Source organism: Ramlibacter sp. (genome assembly GCF_036383835.1).
GTDB lineage: Bacteria > Pseudomonadota > Gammaproteobacteria > Burkholderiales > Burkholderiaceae_C > Ramlibacter.
On sequence record NZ_DASVNN010000147.1, the window covers coordinates 1 to 19293 of the forward strand.

At 68.5% G+C, this 19293-nt stretch carries 10 protein-coding genes and 1 tRNA gene; 9 read left to right on the forward strand and 2 right to left on the reverse strand.

What is annotated here, in order from left to right; all coding sequences use genetic code 11:
• From VF522_RS22995 to VF522_RS23010, 4 genes are all read left to right on the forward strand, one after another.
• Positions 1-312 (forward strand): peptide chain release factor-like protein (locus tag VF522_RS22995; protein WP_330910664.1); only part of this gene is annotated, 312 nt, incomplete at its 5' end.
• Positions 313-477: 165 nt separating this feature from the next.
• Complete coding sequence (gene pepN, locus VF522_RS23000; protein WP_330910665.1) at positions 478-3120, forward strand: aminopeptidase N; 2643 nt, start codon at positions 478-480, stop codon at positions 3118-3120.
• Positions 3121-3143: 23 nt separating this feature from the next.
• Entirely contained in the window at positions 3144-4403 is a 1260-nt protein-coding gene (locus tag VF522_RS23005; protein ID WP_330910666.1) for a 6-phosphofructokinase, read from the forward strand.
• A 20-nt stretch (positions 4404-4423) separates the two neighbouring features.
• The gene (locus tag VF522_RS23010) at positions 4424-5434 is read left to right on the forward strand and encodes a class 1 fructose-bisphosphatase (RefSeq protein WP_330910667.1); all 1011 of its coding nucleotides are present in this window, start codon (positions 4424-4426) and stop codon (positions 5432-5434) included.
• Positions 5435-5558: 124 nt separating this feature from the next.
• On the opposite strand, the gene VF522_RS23015 is transcribed toward VF522_RS23010, so the two are convergent.
• The gene (locus VF522_RS23015; RefSeq protein ID WP_330910668.1) at positions 5559-6533 is read right to left on the reverse strand and encodes a tripartite tricarboxylate transporter substrate binding protein; all 975 of its coding nucleotides are present in this window, start codon (positions 6531-6533) and stop codon (positions 5559-5561) included.
• On the reverse strand, positions 6533-7243 hold the full coding sequence (locus VF522_RS23020; protein WP_330910669.1) for a class II aldolase/adducin family protein: 711 nt from the start codon (positions 7241-7243) through the stop codon (positions 6533-6535). Before VF522_RS23020 ends, VF522_RS23015 begins: the two co-directional genes overlap by 1 nt.
• A gap of 73 nt (positions 7244-7316) precedes the next feature.
• Here VF522_RS23020 and VF522_RS23025 point away from each other — a divergent pair.
• The 5 genes from VF522_RS23025 to VF522_RS23045 form a co-directional block, all read left to right on the forward strand.
• Positions 7317-7392, forward strand: a tRNA-Thr gene (locus tag VF522_RS23025).
• A 250-nt stretch (positions 7393-7642) separates the two neighbouring features.
• Positions 7643-8023 (forward strand): response regulator, encoded by a 381-nt coding sequence (locus tag VF522_RS23030; protein ID WP_330910670.1) that lies wholly within the window; start codon positions 7643-7645, stop codon positions 8021-8023.
• Positions 8024-8150: 127 nt separating this feature from the next.
• Positions 8151-9644 carry a HAMP domain-containing sensor histidine kinase gene (locus VF522_RS23035; RefSeq protein WP_330910671.1) on the forward strand — a complete coding sequence of 498 codons (1494 nt, stop codon included), beginning with the start codon at positions 8151-8153 and terminating at the stop codon, positions 9642-9644.
• Positions 9645-9653: 9 nt separating this feature from the next.
• Positions 9654-11099, forward strand: a complete 1446-nt coding sequence (locus tag VF522_RS23040; RefSeq protein ID WP_330910672.1) for a sigma-54 dependent transcriptional regulator — start codon at positions 9654-9656, stop codon at positions 11097-11099.
• Between the two features lie 519 nt (positions 11100-11618).
• Positions 11619-19293, forward strand: a 7675-nt coding sequence (locus tag VF522_RS23045) for a peroxidase family protein (RefSeq protein WP_330910673.1), incomplete at its 3' end; no start/stop codon positions are given.

Below are 19293 nucleotides of genomic sequence, written 5' to 3' on the forward strand. Positions count from 1 at the left end.
CTGACGCACATGCCCACCGGCATCGTGGTGCAGTGCCAGGACAGCCGCTCGCAGCACTCCAACCGCGACGTCGCCTGGCGCCGCCTGCGCTCGCGCCTGTACGACTTCGAGATGCGCAAGCGCCTGGAGGCGCAGCAGAAGCTGGAGGACTCCAAGACCGACGTGGGCTGGGGCCACCAGATCCGCAGCTACGTGCTGGACAACAGCCGCATCAAGGACCTGCGCACCGGGGTCGAGATCTCCGCCACGCAGAAAGTGCTGGATGGCGACCTCGATGCCTTCATCGAAGCCTCGCTGAAGCAGGGCGTATGAGGAAACTCCCGTCATCCCCGCGAAGGCGGGGACCCAGGGCATTCGGAACCGGCGCGCGCGGCGCGTTGGCCTTCAACGCCCTGGATTCCCGCCTTCGCGGGAACGACGGCGGTGGGTGCGCGCCCAACCAACAACCGATGAAGAACGAATTTCTGGAGAGCCTGCATGCGTGAAGGACAATCCAAGGTGATCCACCGCGCGGACTACCAGCCGCCGGCCTTCTGGATCGACACGGTCGAACTGTGCTTCGACCTCGACCCGGCCAAGACGCGCGTGCTGAACCGCATGCGCCTGCGCCGCAATCCCGAAGTGATGCCGCAGCCCCTGCGCCTCGACGGCGAGGAACTGAACCTCGCGCGCGTGCTGGTGGAGGGCCAGGGCACTTCGTTCAAGATGGAGGACGGCCAGCTGGTGCTGGAGAACCTGCCGGCCGGCAACGAGCCCTTCGAGCTGGAGATCTTCACCACCTGTTCGCCGGCGAAGAACACCAAGCTGATGGGCCTCTACGTCAGCAACGAGTCCTTCTTCACCCAGTGCGAGGCCGAGGGCTTCCGCCGCATCACGTACTTCCTGGACCGTCCCGACGTGATGGCCAGCTACACGGTGACCCTGCGCGCGGACAAGCAGAAGTACCCGGTGCTGCTGTCCAACGGCAACCTGGTCGACCAGGGCAACCTGGACGACGGCCGCCACTTCGCCAAGTGGGTCGATCCCTTCCGCAAGCCCAGCTACCTGTTCGCGCTGGTGGCCGGCCAGCTGGTGAGCCGCGAGCAGCGCATCACCGCCCGCAACGGCAAGGACCACCTGCTGCAGGTGTACGTGCGCCCCGGCGACCTGGACAAGACCGAGCACGCGATGAATTCGCTGATGGCGTCGGTCGCCTGGGACGAGGCGCGCTTCGGCCTGCCGCTGGACCTCGAGCGCTTCATGATCGTCGCCACCAGCGACTTCAACATGGGCGCGATGGAGAACAAGGGCCTGAACATCTTCAACACGAAGTACGTCCTGGCCAACCAGGCCACGGCCACCGACACCGACTACTCCAACATCGAATCGGTGGTCGGCCACGAGTACTTCCACAACTGGACCGGCAACCGCGTGACCTGCCGCGACTGGTTCCAGCTGTCGCTCAAGGAAGGCCTCACGGTCTTCCGCGACCAGGAGTTCAGCATGGACCTGGCCGGCAGCGTCTCGGCGCGCGCCGTCAAGCGCATCGAGGACGTGCGGGTGCTGCGCACCGCGCAGTTCCCCGAGGACGCCGGCCCGATGGCGCACCCCGTGCGGCCCGACCAGTACCTCGAGATCAACAACTTCTACACCGTCACGGTGTACGAAAAGGGTGCCGAGGTCGTGCGCATGATGCACACCCTGGTGGGCCGCGAGGGCTTCGCCCGCGGCCTGTCGCTGTACTTCCAGCGCCACGACGGCCAGGCCGTGACCTGCGACGACTTCGCGCAGGCGATCGCCGATGCCAATCCCGAATCGCAGCTCGCGCGCAGCCTCGAGCAGTTCAAGCGCTGGTACAGCCAGGCCGGCACGCCGCGCGTGCGCGTGCAGACGCATTTCGATGCGGTGTCGGGCATCTATTCGCTGACGCTCGCGCAGTCCTGCGCGCCGACGCCGGGCCAGGTCGACAAGCAGCCCTTCGTGATCCCGATCGCGCTGGGCCTGCTGGATGCCGACGGCCGCGAGCTCACCGGCGGCATGCACGTGCTGACGCAGGCGAGCGAAACCCTCACCTTCCCGGGCTACGCCGCGGAACCGGTGCCCTCGCTGCTGCGCGCCTTCAGCGCGCCGGTGATCCTGGAATACGACTACAGCGACGGGCAGTTGCTGACGCTGCTCGCCAACGACACGGACCCGTTCAACCGCTGGGAAGCGGCGCAGCGCCTGGCCACGGCCCGCGCGCTGGCCTTCGTGCGCTCCGGCGACGAAGTGCGGCTCGACGCGTCCTACGTCGAGGCGATGCGCAGCGTGCTGCGCCATCCGCAGCTCGATGCGGCCTTCAAGGAACTGGTGCTGACGCTGCCCGCCGAGACCTACATCGCGGAACAGCTGGACGTGGTCGATCCGCAGCGCATCCACGCGGTGCGCGAGGCGATGCGCGAGCAGCTCGCCCAGGCGCTGTTCTCCGACTGGGAATGGGCCTTCGAGACGCACCAGGAAAGCGGCGCCTATCGTCCCGACCCGGTGTCGAGCGGCCGCCGCGCGCTCTCCGGGCTCGCGCTCACGCACCTGTGCCTGGCCGCGCGTGCCAGCGGCGATCCGGTGTGGCCCGGCAAGGCCTACCAGCGCTTCAAGGACGCGTCCAACATGACGGACCGCTTCAACGCGCTGGCGGCGCTGGTCACCACGGACCATGAACTCGCGGCGCCCGCACTGCAGCGCTTCCACGCGCTGTTCAAGGACGAAGCGCTGGTGCTGGACAAGTGGTTCGCCCTGCAGGCCGGCGCGCCGGACCGCGGCGGCAACATCCTGCCGGTGGTCAGGCAGCTGATGCAGCACGCCGACTTCAACGTCCGCAACCCGAACCGCGCCCGGAGCGTGATCTTCAGCTACTGCAGCGCGAACCCGGGGGGCTTCCATCGCGCCGATGCGGCCGGCTACGTGTTCTGGAGCGACCGCGTCATCGAGCTCGATGGCATCAACCCGCAGGTCGCCGCGCGGCTGGCCCGCGCGCTGGACCGCTGGAAGAAGCTGGCGGAGCCGCAGCGCAGCGCGGCGCGCGAGGCGATCGCCCGGGTTGCGGCCAAGCCGGATCTGAGCAACGATGTGCGCGAGGTGGTCTCGCGCGCGCTCGCGGACTGAGCCACCAACCTCGGAGGCGCGGCATGGCGGACACCAGGAACGCTTTCTATGCGCAGTCGGGCGGCGTCACCGCCGTGATCAACGCGACGGCCTGCGGCGTCATCGAAACGGCGCGCGCCCACGGCGACCGGATCGGCACGGTCTACGCGGGGCGCAACGGCATCATCGGGGCGCTGACCGAGGACCTGATCGACACCAGCCAGGAAAGCGCAGCCGCCATCGCGCTGCTGCGGACGACGCCGGCGGGCGCGTTCGGGTCCTGCCGCCACAAGCTCAAGTCGCTCGACGCCAACCGGCGCGAGTACGAGCGCCTGATCGAGGTGTTCCAGGCGCACGGCATCGGCTACTTCTTCTACAACGGCGGCGGCGATTCCGCCGACACCTGCTTCAAGGTGAGCCAGCTGTCGGCGAGCATGGGTTATCCCCTCCAGGCGATCCACGTCCCGAAGACCGTGGACAACGACCTGCCCATCACCGACTGCTGCCCCGGCTTCGGCTCGGTGGCCAAGTATGTCGCGGTCTCGGCGCTCGAGGCCTCGTTCGACGTGCGCTCGATGGCGAAGACCTCCACCAAGGTGTTCGTGCTCGAGGTGATGGGCCGCCATGCCGGCTGGATCGCCGCGGCCGGCGGGCTGATCGAGGACCAGGGCATTCCCGTCGTCGTGCTGTTCCCGGAGATCGCGTTCGACGAGGCGAAGTTCCTGGCGCGCGTCGGCGCGCTGGTGAAGGAGCACGGCTTCTGCACCGTGATCGTCTCCGAGGGCTGCCACCATCCGGATGGCACCTTCCTGGCGGAACAGGGCACGAAGGACGCCTTCGGGCACGCGCAGCTGGGCGGCGCGGCGCCTGTCGTCGCCGGCATGGTGAAGCAGGGGCTGGGCTACAAGTTCCACTGGGCGGTCGCGGACTACCTGCAGCGCGCCGCGCGCCACATCGCGTCGGCGACCGACGTGAAGCAGGCCTACGAGGTCGGCGCGGCCGCCGTGAAGCTCGCCCTGGAAGGGCACAACGCGGTGATGCCCACGATCGAGCGCCTGGGCGACGCGCCTTACGCCTACCGCATCGGCACCGCGCCGCTGTCCGAAGTGGCGAACCGCGAGAAGTTCATGCCGCGCGACTTCATCAGCGCCGACGGCTTCGGCATCACGGAGCAGTGCAGGCGCTACCTGCGCCCGCTGATCCAGGGCGAGGATTACCCGCAGTACAGGGACGGCATGCCGGTGTTCGCGACCTTGAGGAACGTGGCCGTCGCGAGAAAGCTGCCCGCCTTCGAGCTGCGCTGAGCCGTGAGAAAATGGCGGCAATGACCGCCAAGATCTCCCTCACCCGCTACCTCGTCGAGAAGCAGCGGGTCGACGAAAGCGTCCCCTCCCACCTGCGCCTGCTGATCGAAGTCGTGGCGCGGGCCTGCAAGAGCATCAGCCACGCCGTGAACAAGGGCGCGCTGGGCGGCGTGCTGGGCACGGCGCACACCGAGAACGTGCAGGGCGAAGTCCAGAAGAAGCTGGACATCATCGCCAACGAGGTGCTGATCGAGGCCAACGAATGGGGCGGCCACCTGGCCGCGATGGCGAGCGAGGAGATGGACGAGATCCTCGCGGTGCCCCATCGCTATCCGCAGGGCGAATACCTGCTGCTGTTCGATCCGCTCGACGGCTCGTCCAACATCGACGTGAACGTGAGCATCGGCACGATCTTCAGCGTGCTGAAGAAGCCCGAGAACGGCCATGGCCAGGCCGTGAGCGAGCAGGACTTCCTGCAATGCGGCAGCCGGCAGGTGGCGGCCGGCTACTGCATCTACGGCCCGCAGACCACGCTGGTGCTGACGGTCGGCGACGGCGTCGCGATGTTCACGCTGGACCGCGAGCAGGGGTCGTTCGTGCTGACCGAGGACCAGGTGCGGATCCCGGAGGATACGAAGGAATTCGCGATCAACATGTCCAACATGCGCCACTGGGACGCGCCGGTGCGCCGCTACGTCGACGAATGCCTGGAAGGCAAGGAAGGCCCGCGCGGCAAGGACTTCAACATGCGCTGGGTCGCCTCCATGGTGGCGGACGTGCACCGCATCCTCACGCGCGGCGGGATCTTCATGTACCCGTGGGACAAGCGCGAGCCGGAGAAGCCCGGCAAGCTGCGCCTGATGTACGAAGCCAACCCGATGTCGTGGCTGGTGGAACAGGCCGGCGGCGCCGCCACCAACGGCAGGCAGCGCATCCTCGACGTGCAGCCGAAGAAGCTGCACGAGCGCGTGAGCGTGATCCTCGGGTCGAAGAACGAGGTGGAGCGGGTCACGAAGTACCACGGGACCTGAAATCCCGTCATTCCCGCACAGGCGGGAACCCAGAGCTCCCATGACAAAGCGGCCCAGCGGGCCGCTTTGCCTTTGAATGCCCTGGATCCCCGCCTGCGCGGGGATGACGGGGAAAAAGCGCCCTTCAGTCGGGCGTGATGTTGTTGCGGCGGATGAACTGGCCCCAGTGCTCGCGCTCCTTGCGCAGGTCCGCGGCGAACTCCTCCGGCGTGTCCAGCACCGGGATCAGCGCCTGCTGCTCCAGCCGCTGCACCACGGCCGGCGTGCGCAGCGCGCGGCGGATCTCGTCGCCCGCGCGCCTGACGATCGCCGGCGGCACCCGCGACGGCGCCATCACGCTGAAGGAAGTCCAGGCGCGGACGTCGGGCAGGCCAGCCTCCGCGAGCGTGGGCACGTTGGGCAGCAGCGGCGACTTCTGCGTGATCGCGAGCGGCACCACCTTGCCCGCCTTCACGTGCTGCTCGATCGACGCCAGGTCGGTCAGCATGAACTGCAGGCGGCCGCCGAGCAGGTCCTGGTAGGCCGGGCCCGCGCCCTTGTAGGGGACATGCGAGAAGCGCGCGCCGCTCGCCTCCTCGATCATCCGCACGCCGATGTAGAGCGGGCTGCCGGTGCCGGCGGTACCGTAGAACATCTTGCCCGGCTCGCGCCGGCCCTGCTCCAGCATGTCCCTGAGCGTCTTCCAGCCGGTCGAGGGGTTCGCCACGATCACCATCGGCGCGAACACGCCGCGCGTGATCGGCGTGAGATCGCGTTCGATGTCGAAGGGCATGCTCCTGAGCAGCACCGGATTGATGCCCAGCGAGGAGTTGGAGGCCACCAGCAGCGTGTAGCCGTCCGGTTCGGAGCGCGCCGCCAGCTCGGCGCCGATGTTGCCGCTGGCGCCCGGCTTGTTGTCGACGATGAAGTTCTGCCTGGTCTGCTCGCTCAGGGCCTGCGCCAGGATGCGCGCGAACACGTCGGTGCCGCCGCCCGGCGACGAGGGCACGATCACGCGCACCGGCCGCGCGGGCCAGGTGTCCTGCGCGAAAGCCGGCAATGCGGCCGCCGCGGCGGCGCAGAGGATCAGGGCGCGGCGAGATTGAAGGATGCGGGGCATCACGCGCTCCGGCGGCTTTGCGCCGCGGCTTTCCACAGGGCCCAGGGACGCTCGACCTGGCCTTCCGTGCTTTCCATGGCGCTCACCGCTTCCTGCGCGGTCAGGAATTCGGGATCGCCCAGCTGCTGCGCCTGCATCTGCATGCGCGCATTGACCTCCGCGTACACGGCGCGGTAGACCGCCAGCTTCAGCGACGGCGCCACCGTCGTCGAGCCGTGTCCGCGCATCAGCACGAAGTTCGCGCCGCCCAGGCTGTCGGCGAGCGCGGTGCCGAGGCGGTCGTCGCGCACCAGCAGGTCGGAGCCCGCGCCGGCGGCGTCGCGGATCTCGAACAGCGGCGCGCCCGCGCCCAGGAAGCCGCTCATGTGGCACACCGGCCGCAGCCGCGCGCCCCTCGCGATGCTGAAGGGCACGACCGCGGGCGAATGGCTGTGCACCACCGACATGACGTCGGGCCGCGCGCGGTAGATCGCGCCGTGGATGAAGCGCTCCAGGTAGACCCGGCGGTCGCCGGCATCCAGCGGCGTGCCGTCGAACGCGAACTGCAGGATGTCCTGCGGCCGAACCTGGCTGGGCGCCATGTTGCGCGCCAGCAGGAAGCGATCCGGATGCTGCGGGTGCCGCACGCTCACGTGCCCGAAGGCATCGACCACGCCCTGGTCGGCGAGGATCTGGTTGGCGGCCGCAAGGTCTGCGAGGAGGTCGTGCATCGGCCCATTCTGGACCGTGGCCGCCGCCCGGGCCATGGGGGCACACCCGAGTTGCCCTATAATCGCGGGCTTCGCCGGAGTAGCTCAGTCGGTAGAGCAGCTCATTCGTAATGAGAAGGTCGGGGGTTCGATTCCTCTCTCCGGCACCAGACGCAAAGGGCGTGCCGCCACATCGAGGGCGGCACGCCCTTTTTCTTTCGGCGAAGCGCTTTTTGACCGGCGACTGCAGTTCCGGCCATTCGGTAACATTTCACTGCCGAGCACCCATCGGGCGCCGACGCACATACGATGTGCGCCGATGGATTCAAGGTTTCAGATCGTTGGTCGCTGTGAGGCGCGGGTTACGCGAGTCACGGCGCATGTCCGCGTTCACATGCTCGCCCGCAACGGAGCGCACGGATGATCCGCGTCTTCGTCGCCGAGGACTCGCCTGGCATGCACGAGCTGATCGCGGAGCTGCTCGTCACTTCGGCGCGCTTCGAGCTGGTCGGCAGTGCCGCCACCGAAGCGGAAGCGAGGCACTGGCTGCAAGAGCACCCTGCGGACTGGGACCTGGCCATCGTCGACCTGGTGCTGCGCGAAGGCAGTGGCTTCGGCGTCGTCGAGCGTGCGCGCCAGGTGAACAAGCAGAGCCCCGTCCTCGTTTTCAGCGGGTACCTGAGTCCCGGCGTCACGCTGCATTGCCTCGAGCTCGGCGCGACGGCGGTCCTCGACAAGGCGCAGGCCAACAGTTTGCTGCAGTGGCTTGCAGACGTCGCGAACGTGCGGCGCACCGAATAGTCCGAGCGATTCCTCCTTCCGGATGTGCCCTTGCATTCGTATCAACGATTGCAAGTTGCGAACACCCCCGTCCATAATGATTTCGCATGCGTGCGGGGCGGGGCTGGTGGTTCCAAAGGAGGCTTCCATGGAGGGGTCCAACTTCGACGGCTGTCTGTTGGACGCGGGCGCGCCTCCTTCCTTCGGCGCCAGGCTGTTGCGTGCAGCGCGGGCCGCGCGTGCGGCACTCGCCGGAAGACCGGGACGTGCCTTCGACCTGCTGCGGTGGTTCTCGATCACCAGCCTCGTCGCACTCGTGCCCGCCGCGGCGTTGACCGGCACGCTCCTGTCGCACTTCATCGCCGAGCAGGCGCTGCGCCGCGATGCGCTGCTCACGGCGCAATTCATCCGCGACGCCATCGGCGTGCAGGCCGCGGTGCTGGGCACCCGGAGCATGAACGAATACCTCGATCGGCGCGCGAACGCGGCGCCGCCGGGGATCCCGCACGAAGCCGTGGCGCGCGCGCGTGCCGCGATCTACGAGCACCTGCGGCAGCTTCCGGACGTTCTCCAGAGCACCGTGTATGCGGCGGACCGGATGATCGTCTGGTCCAGCAACAAGGCCCTGGTCGGATCGTACGTGCGGAACGACGAGGAACTCGAGGAGGCGTTCGCAACCCGCGGCGAAGTGACGCGCCATCACCGCGGCACGGACCCGTTCCGCCACGAAAGGTGGTTCAGCGTCGCGCCTTCCGACCTGTTCGTGGAGAGTTACGTGCCGCTGCTCGACGGCGCCGGCGAGGTGGTGGCCGTGATCGAGGTCTACAAGCAGCCCGGCGACCTGATGGAAGCCATCCGCGCCGGCCAGGCCCTCGTATGGGGCACGACGGCGCTGGGCGGCGTGCTGATGTACCTGGGCCTGTTCGGCATCATCCGGCGCGCCGACAGGATGCTGCGTCAGCAGCAGCACCAGCTGGTCGACGCGCAGTTCCAGCTGTTCGCGGGCGAGATGGCGACCGCCCTCGCCCACAGCCTGCGCAATCCGCTCTCCAGCGTGCGCAACAGCGCGGAACTCGCGCTGTGCAGCGACGACCTGCCGGTGCGCAAGAACGCGCAGGACATCATCACGCAGGTGGATTTCCTGTCCCAGTGGATCCGCGAGCTGCTCCTGTATTCGCGGCCGCTGAGCGGCGAACAGGAACCCGTCGAGCTGTGCGCCGTCCTGGACGGCGTCCTCGCGTCGTTCGCTCCGACGCTCGAGCACCTGGCGATCCGCCTCTCCTGGGACCGCGAACCCTGCGCAGGCGCGCGCGTGCAAGGCAGTACGGCGCTCGTTCGCCAGGCGCTGCACAGCGTGATCTCGAACGCCGTGGAGGCCATGCAGGCCGGCGGCGAACTGCGGGTGGCGATGCGCGAGACCAAGGAGCCCGCCGGCATCGAGCTGACGATCGGCGATTCCGGCATCGGCATGTCGACGCAGCAGCTCGCCGCGGCGTTCCAGCCCTTCCACACCACGAAGGCGCAAGGGCTGGGCGTGGGGCTGCCGATGGTCAGGCGGGCCATGGAGCGATTCGGTGGTTCGGTCGCGCTGTCCAGCGTCGAGAACGCGGGCACGCAGGTCAGGCTGCAGTTCAGGACGTGAGGTGGCGCCATGGGCAGAGCGATCCTGGTCGTGGAAGACGATGCCATCCAGGCGAGGAACATCTCGGCCTACCTCATCCGCCAGGGCTGGGAAGTCGAGACCTGCGCGAGCGCGGAGGACGGGCTGCGCGTGTGGGAGACCCTGCACCCGGATGCCGTCGTCACCGACCAGAGGTTCCGCGGCCTGAGCGGCATCGAGATGCTGCAGAAGATGCACAAGTCCGACCCGCACGTGAAGTGCATCGTCATGACGGGCGACGACAGCGCGCAGACCGCGGTGCAGGCCATGAAGGCCGGCGCCTATGACTACGTGATCAAGCCCCTGGTGCTGGCGGAGCTGCACCTGCTGCTCGAACGCGCGATCGGCGCCGCCCGCATGGAGCAGGCCCTGCAATTCCACCAGGAGCGCCAGGCCGATGGCGCCGGAGTGGCCTCCATCCTCGGGGAATCGCCGGCCATCAAGTCGCTCCAGGCCACCTTGCGCCACCTGCTGGACACCGAACGCCGCATCGACGATGGCGACCTGCCGGCCGTGCTGATCACGGGCGAGACCGGCACGGGCAAGGAGCTCGTCGCCCGCTCGCTGCACTTCGACGGCCCGCGCAGCCGGGGGCCCTTCGTGGAGATCAACTGCGCCTCGATCCCCTCGCACCTGCTGGAGTCCGAGCTGTTCGGCCACGAGAAGGGCGCGTTCACCGACGCCAAGGAAAGGCGCACGGGCCTGATCGAGGCGGCCGACGGCGGCACCCTGTTCCTGGACGAGATCGGCGAGGTCGAGCCGTCGCTGCAGGCCAAGCTGCTGAAACTGCTGGAGGAGAAGACGATCCGGCGGATCGGCGCCGTCAAGGAGCGCAAGGTCGACCTGCGCATCATCAGCGCGACCAACCGCGACCTCGAGGCGATGGTGCGCCAGGGCCGGTTCCGCAGCGACCTGTACTTCCGCCTGCGCATCGTTTCCATCGTCGTGCCCGCCCTGCGCGCACGGGGCGACGACATCCTGCTGCTGGCGCGGCACTTCCTGGCGGCGCACGGCCGGCGCTACGGCAAGCCGGCCTTGCGCTTCAGCGCCGAGGCGGAACACGCACTCGCGCAGTACTTCTGGCCCGGCAACGTGCGCGAGCTGCGCAACATGCTGCAGCAGACGGTGCTGCTGGCGCACGGCGATGTGGTGACGCCCGGCCAGCTCGCCCTGTGCACCGGACTGGCACCGGCGCCCACCATGTCCGGCGACGTGGATGCCGCCCCCCCCGCCGCTGCCGTGGTGCCGCGCAACTGGGCGGAGCTGCAGAACGAGGAGCGCACGATGGTCGTCCGGACCCTGGAGCGCACCGGCTGGAACGTGACCAAGTCGGCACGGATGCTGGGTCTGTCGCGCGACATGATGCGCTACCGCATCGAGAAGCTGGGACTCTCGCGTCCCCCGGAAGACTCCGGCACGCTGCTGCCGGGCTCCTAGCGCGGGCGGGCGAGCCCCCCGAGTGGGGGAAAAGCCCCCGCGTCTGGGGAAAGTCACCCCCTCCCCCTGTGCGGAAGTCGAGGCGCCCAGAGCGCGATGCAATCGAACACACGATGGTACGCATCGTGCTTTTCGTTTCCCGGGAGTGGGGGTTGTCCTGCGTAGCCGCAGAACGTTCTGCCCCCTGGCGACCAGCAGTCGTTCGCGGCGCCTTACAACAAGCTTGAGTCGAGCAGACAACCTGGAGGAGGTTCACATGGACATCCGCATGTCATGCCAGGCGTTCGCCGGTTGCGGCGTGACGCTCGCGCTGCGCAGCGCACGGCCGCCCAAACCCGCGTCCTAGCCACTGCCCCACGGCTGGCCGGCATCCGCCGCCAGCACGCCCCGCTTTTCACCCTTTAGCTGCCGGCCGGGCCGGCCCAGCTGATTGTCCGCTTGCCCCCGGGCCGGCACGGGGGAGGCTTCGCCCTGAACGCGCACGCGCCGGATCCGTCCCGATCCCGCAGGAGAAACAAGATGGCATCCCTCATCCGCTCCGACCTGGAATTCATCCTCGACCAAATCGCGATCGCAGAAGCGCACGCGGCCGGCGCCGACCTGACCACGCTGGTGTCGAATCCCTACGCGCCGCTCGGCTTGCGCACGGTCGATGGCTCGTACAACAACATCCTGAGCACCTCGTCGGGCGCGGCCGACCAGCCGTTCCCGACGCTGGTCCCGCCCGACCCGCCGGCGCCCTACGACGGATCGGTGCCGACGCCCCCCGGCCTGCCGCCCGGCTCGGTCGTGGACCCGCAGCCGCGCATCATCAGCAACCTGGTCGCCGACCAGTCCAGCAACAACCCGGCGGCGGTGCAGGCGTTCGTCGACGCCGGCTTCGGCTCCATCCGCGCATCCGACGGCGCCCTGCTCGATGCCAACGGCGTCGTCATCCCGCCCGGCACGCTCCTGAGCATCACGAACACCGCGCCCGACGCCGGACTGTCCGCGCCGTTCAATTCGTGGTTCACCTTTTTCGGGCAGTTCTTCGACCACGGCCTGGACCTGGTCAACAAGAGCAGCACCGAATTCATCATGATGCCGCTGCAGCCGGACGATCCGCTGTTCAACCCGGCCAGCCCCGGCACCAACTTCATGATCGTCTCGCGCGTCACGAAAGACGCCGCGGGCAACCCGACGAACGCGACGACGCCCTTCGTCGACCAGAACCAGACCTATACCTCGCATCCCTCGCACCAGGTCTTCCTGCGCGAGTACGTGCTCGACGCGAGCGGCCATCCGGTCGCCACGGGCAAGATGCTGAACCACGCCGACGGCGGCCTGCCGACCTGGGCCGACGTGAAGTTCCAGGCCGAGCACGTCCTGGGCATCCAGCTGCACGACACCGACGTGCTGGACCTGCCGATGGTCCGCGCCGACGCGTACGGCAATTTCATTCCCGGCCCGAACGGCTTCCCGCAACTGGTGTTCCCGGGCACGCCCCCCACCCTGCAGTCGGGCAACGCGACCACCCCCGTCTCCTCCACCGGCGCCCAGCACACCGGCCACGCCTTCCTGAACGACATCGCGCACAGTGCCGCGCCGGTCTCCGACACCGGCGCTGCGCTCGCCCCGGACGGCGACAACGTGATCAACGCCGGCCCGCCCGCCGCGGGCACCTACGACAACGAACTGCTCGACCGCCACTTCATCACGGGCGACGGCCGCGGCAACGAGAACATCGCGCTCACCTCGGTGCACCACATCTTCCACGCGGAGCACAACCGCCAGGTCGATGCGATCAAGGACACCATCCTGGCCACCAACGACGCGGCCTTCATCGCTTCCTGGCAGCTGCCCGACGGCTCGTGGGACGGCGAACGCCTGTTCCAGGCCGCCCGCTTCGCCACCGAGATGCAGTACCAGCACCTGGTGTTCGAGGAGTTCGCCCGCAAGCTGGACCCCAACATCGACGAGTTCCTGGCGCCCGACGGCTTCGACACCACCATCAACCCCGCCATCGTCGGCGAGTTCGCGCATGCGGTGTACCGCGTCGGCCACACGATGCTGACGGGCTCCGTCGACCGGTTCGACCCGAACTTCAATTCGAGCAGCCTTTCCCTGCTCGACGCCTTCCTGAACCCGGTCGCCTACAACAACAACAACACGCTGTCGCCGGAGGCGGCCGCCGGCGCGATCGTGCGCGGCATGACGCGCCAGGCCGGCTCCGAGATCGACGAATTCGTGACCGACGCCGTGCGCAACACGCTGCTGGGCCTGCCGCTGGACCTGGCGGCCATCAACATCGCCCGCGGCCGCGACACGGGCATTCCCTCGCTGAACGAAGCGCGGCGCGAGCTCTACCACCAGGCGAGCGCCAACATGGCGCTGGGCGTGGGCGCCAGCGAGCTCAAGCCCTACACGAGCTGGTTCGACCTCGCGATGAACCTGAAGCACCAGGAGTCCGTGGTCAACTTCATTGCGGCGTACGGCACGCACGAGGCCTTCGCCGCCGCCGACGTCGACACCGTCGCGGAGCGCCGCGCGATTGCGGTCGCCCTGGTCTTCGGCGGGACCGCCCAGATCACCGACAGTCTCGGCAACGTCCGGACCTTCGACGCCAACGCCGCCGGGGTCGACCGCCTCGATTTCCTGAACAGCACCGGCCGCTTCGCCAACGCCGCCGGCGGCGTCACCATCACCGGCGTCGACGACATCGACCTGTGGATCGGCGGCCTCGCCGAGAAGCAGATGCCCTTCGGCGGGATGCTGGGCAGCACCTTCAACTTCATCTTCGAGAACCAGCTGGAAAGCCTGCAGAACGGCGACCGCTTCTACTACCTCTCCCGCACCGCGGGCCTGCACTTCGGCATCGAGCTGGAAAACAACAGCTTCGCGAACCTGGTGATGCTGAACACCGACGCCACCCACCTGCCGGGTGACGTCTTCGCCACGCCCGCCTTCACCCTCGAGGTCGACCCGAGCCGGCAACACACCGGCCTGGGCATCGACGGCAATGCCGACCCCGCCGGCGGCACCGGCATCGTGCCGCTCGTGATCCGCGACAACCCGGACACGCCCGGGCCGGATACCAACTACCTGCACTACACCGGCGAGGACCACGTGGTCTTGGGCGGCACGGCGGCAAACGACACGATCATCTCCAGCATCGGGGACGACACGCTCTACGGCGACGGCGGCAACGACCGCATGGAAGGCGGCTACGGCAACGACATCATGCGCGGCGGCGCGGGCGACGACATCATCACCGACATCGGCGGCGACGACGTCATCCACGGCGACGAAGGCAACGACGTCATCCACGGCGGCGCCGGCGGCATCGCCGCCCCGCAGAACCTGTTCGGCGGCGACGGCAGCGACTTCATCGTCACCGGCGAGGACATCTCCACCACCTTCGGCGGCACGGGCAATGACTTCATCCTCGGCTCCAAGCTGAACCTGCCGACCCTGGGCAACGAGGGCGACGACTGGATCGAGCTCGGCACGCAGGACGGCGCCGGCGGCGACAACTTCGACCCGCTCGGGCTGGGCACGATCAAGGGCAATGACGTGTGCATCACCGGCAACGGCTTCGACGAATTCGAAGGCGAAGGCGGCGACGACATCATGGTGTTCTCCGACGGGCAGGACAACTACGGCGGCGGCGGCGGCTTCGACTGGGCGAGCTACGCCACCGATCCCTTCGGCGTGAACGCGGACCTGTTCATCAACATGCGGGTCGAACCGCTGCCCACGCCCTCCAACGCCGGCATCATGGACCGCTTCGCCGAGGTCGAAGGCCTGACCGGCTCGGCGCACGCCGACTACCTGCGCGGGGACAGCGACCTGCTGGCGCACGTGGGCGGCACCCCCGCCGCGCTCGATCCCACGCTGACCGACGTCAGCCTGTACGTGGGCCTGCAGCCCGTGCTCGGCGCCGGCGTCACGTCCTTCACCGCCGGCAACATCATCCTCGGCGGCGACGGCAGCGACCTGCTGGAAGGTCGCGGCGACGACGACATCATCGACGGCGACCGCTGGCTCAACGTGCGCATCAGCGTGCGCCAGAACGCCGACGGCACCGGCCCCGAGATCCGCAGCGTGCAGAGCATGACCGAGCTGGTGCCCGACATGCTGTCCGGCGCCATCAACCCCGGCCAGCTGCAGATCGTGCGCGAGATCCTGCCGGGCAGCCTCGCCGACGCCGCAACCAGCTTCGATACGGCCATGTACTCGGGCAACCGCGCCGAGTACACGATCACCACCGCTGTCGACGGCACGGTCACCGTGGCGCACGTCACGCCGGTGGGCCCCAGCGATGGCACCGACACGCTGCGCAACATCGAAAGGCTGCAGTTCAACGACCAGGCGGTCGTGCTGCAGGGGGCGGACCGGAACGCCGGCCCCACCGGTTCGCTGGCCGTGTTCGGCACGCCGCAGATCAACCAGGTGCTCAACGTCACCACCGGGGACGTCGCCGATGCCGACAACGGCGGCTCCATCGCGGGCGCCCCGATCACCTACTACTGGCAGATGGAGTCCGTCGCCGGCTCCGGCGTGTTCGAGGACATCGTCGTCGCCACGCTGGGCAACCGCGAATCCGTCACCGGCAACACCTTCATGGTGACCGCCGCCCAGGACGGCCTCGCCCTGCGCGTGCGCGCCGTCTACCGGGACGCCCACGGCGTCCTGGAGAACGCGTACTCCGCGCCCACGGCGACCGTGGCCGGCACGGCGCCCGCCGCCCCGGCACCCGGCGCGCTGCCCGCGGAGAGCGACGTCGCCACGCCCGGCATCCACCTGATCCGCTCCGACCTGCAGTTCATCCTGGACCAGATCAAGATCGGCGAAGCGAGCTCGAACGCCTACGGCCATGATCCGGTCGACCTGCGCTCGCTGCTGCCCAACACGCGGCTGCCGTATGGCCTGCGGACGGTCGACGGCTCGTTCAACAACCTGGTGCACGGCCAGGAGCTCTTCGGCGCGTCGGACCAGAACTTCCCGATGCTGCTGAACCAGATCTTCCGCAACGACCTGGACGGCGACAGCATCGACCTCAACGGGCCCGCGCCCGGCGGCGTGCTCACCAATACGAACTACGCCACCAGCGGACCCGGCGCGAGCGTGGTCGACGCCGACCCGCGCATCATCTCCAACCTGATCGTGGACCAGACGGCGAGCAACCCGTCGGCGGTCGGCGCCAACGGCGGCGCCGCTCCGGCCGTCAGCCCCGGGCTGGACGGCCTGTTCGGCACCGCCGACGACCGGCAGGTGTTCTTCATCCCGAACGTCACCCCCGACGCCGGACTCTCCTCCCCGTTCAATGCCTGGTTCACCTTCTTCGGCCAGTTCTTCGACCACGGGCTGGACCTGGTCGACAAGGGCAACAACGGCACGATCTTCGTGCCGCTGATGGCCGACGATCCGCTGATCGCGGGAGCGGACGGCATCTTCGGCAACGGCGACGACCTGCCGGTGTCGCAGCGCTTCATGCTGCTCACGCGTGCGGACAACACCTCCGTGCAGGCCGGCGCCGACGGCGTGTTCGGCACGGCCGACGACAGGCACTTCCACAACAACGAGACGACCCCGTTCGTCGACCAGAACCAGACGTACACCTCGAATGCGTCGCACCAGGTCTTCCTGCGCGAGTACGCGTTCAACGCCGCCGGCGATACGGTCGCCACGGGCAAGCTGATCGACGGCGCCCACGGCGGCATCGGCAACTGGGCCGAGGTGAAGGCGCAGGCCGCGCAGTTCCTCGGCCTCCTCCTGACCGACGCCGACGTGGTCGACGTGCCGATGCTGGCGACGGACCAGTACGGCAAGTTCATCCCGGGCCCGAACGGCTTCGCGCAAGTGGTGACCAACCTCGGATTGATCGAGGGCGTGGCCGGCGGCCTGGACATCCACCACCTGCCGGGCGGCGCCATCGTCGCCCGCACGGGCCACGCGTTCCTGAACGACATCGCGCACAACGCCGCGCCGGTGTTCGACGCGAGCGGCAACCTCGCGCCGGACGCCGACAACGTCGCCGGCAACGTCATCGTCCCGGGACCCAACGGCCAGAACGCCACGTACGACGACGAACTGCTGAACAAGCACTTCATCACGGGCGACGGGCGCGGCAACGAGAACATCGGCCTCACCACCGTGCACTTCATCTTCCACGCCGAGCACAACCGGCTGGTGGATTACCTGAAGCAGGTGATCGATGCCTCCAACGATCCGGCCTTCGTCGCCCAGTGGCACCTGCCGGACGGCTCCTGGAACGGCGAACGGTTGTTCCAGGCCGCCCGCTTCGCCACCGAGATGCAATACCAGCACCTCGTGTTCGAGGAGTTCGCGCGCAGGGTCCAGCCGAACATCGACCCGCACCTGCCCGAGGGCCAGAACTACGAATCGCCGATCAACCCCGCCATCGTGGCCGAGTTCGCCCACGTGGTGTACCGGTTCGGGCACTCGATGCTGAACGAGACGGTCGATCGCTTCGACCCGGCGTTCAACACGGTCCACGGCGACCAGCAGATCGGGCTGATCGCCGCCTTCCTGAATCCGCTCGAATTCACCGCGAGCGGCGTGACGGACATGCAGGCGGCCAGCACGATCATCCGCGGCGTGACCCGGCAGCAGGGCAACGAGATCGACGAGTTCGTCACGGAAGCCTTGCGCAACAACCTGCTGGGCCTGCCGCTGGACCTGCCGGCCATCAACCTCATGCGCGGACGGGACGCGGGCGTGCCTTCGCTGAACCAGGCGCGGGCCGAGTTCTGGACCATGACCGGCGACGCCAACCTGAAGCCCTACGCGAGCTGGGCGGACTTCGCGGGCCACCTGAAGCACGAGACCTCGCTGATCAACTTCATCGCGGCCTACGGCACGCATGCGGGCCTGGCCGCGGCCGACGTCGACACGATGGCCGAAAAGCGTGCCGTGGCCCTCGCCCTCGTGGTGGGCGGCAGCGCGGTGATCAACGCCGGCACGGGAGCGGAGCGGACCTTCGTCGCCAACGACGCCGACCGCCTCGCGTTCCTGAACGGCACCGGCATCTATGCCAACGCACCCAGCGGCGCGACCACGACGGGCGTGGACGCGATCGACCTCTGGATCGGCGGCCTGGCCGAAAAGCAGACGCCCTTCGGCGGCCTGCTCGGCTCCACCTTCAACTTCGTGTTCGAGAACCAGCTCGAGAACCTGCAGAACGGCGACCGCTTCTACTACCTGGACCGCACGGCGAACCTGAACTTCCTGTCGGAGCTGGAGGGCAACAGCTTCGCCCGGCTGATCATGGCCAACACCGACGTGAAGCACCTGCCGGGCCTGGTCTTCTCGACGCCCGCCTTCACGCTCGAAGTGAACCAGCCCGACCAGCACACGGGCCTGGGACTGGATGGCCGCGCCGACCCGACCGCCGGCCCGGGCGCGCTCGTCCCGCTCGTGATCCGCGACAACCCCGACACCATCGGACCGGACGGCAACTACCTGCGCTACACGGGTGAGGACCACGTCGTGCTGGGCGGCACGGCCGGCAACGACATCCTCCTCAGCGGCATCGGCGACGACACGCTGTGGGGTGACGAGGGCAACGACCGCCTCGATGGCGGCGCGGGCAACGACCAGATCCGCGGCGGCGCCGGCGACGACATCATCACCAACGAGTTCGGCGACGACAACCTGCAGGGCAACGACGGCAACGACGCCATCCACGGCGGCAGCGGCCTCGAGCTCGTGATCGGCGGCCACGGCAACGACTTCATCGTCGGCGGCAACGACGCGACCGAGATCATCGCCGGCCCGGGCAACGACTTCATCCTGGGCGGCAAGGGCAACGAGTTCACCTTCGGCAACGAGGGCGACGACTGGATCCAGGAGGGCGCCGCCGACGGCGTCGCGGGCGACAACTTCGACACCCTCGGCCGCGACCCCGTCTCGGGCAACGACGTCTTCATGGGCGGCGGCGTGGCCGATCGCATGGACGGCGAGGGGGGCGACGACATCATGATCGGCATGGGCGGGTCGGTGGACCGCTATGCGGGCTTCTCCGGCTTCGACTGGGCGTCGTTCCAGCACCCGAGCATGGGCGCGTACGCCGACATGACGCTGCGCATCGCCAACACTTCGGGCCTGCTCCCCGGGTCGCTGCCGCAGACGCAGACGCGGTTCCAGACGACGGAAGGCATGTCCGGCTCGGCGTTCAGTGACGTCCTGATCG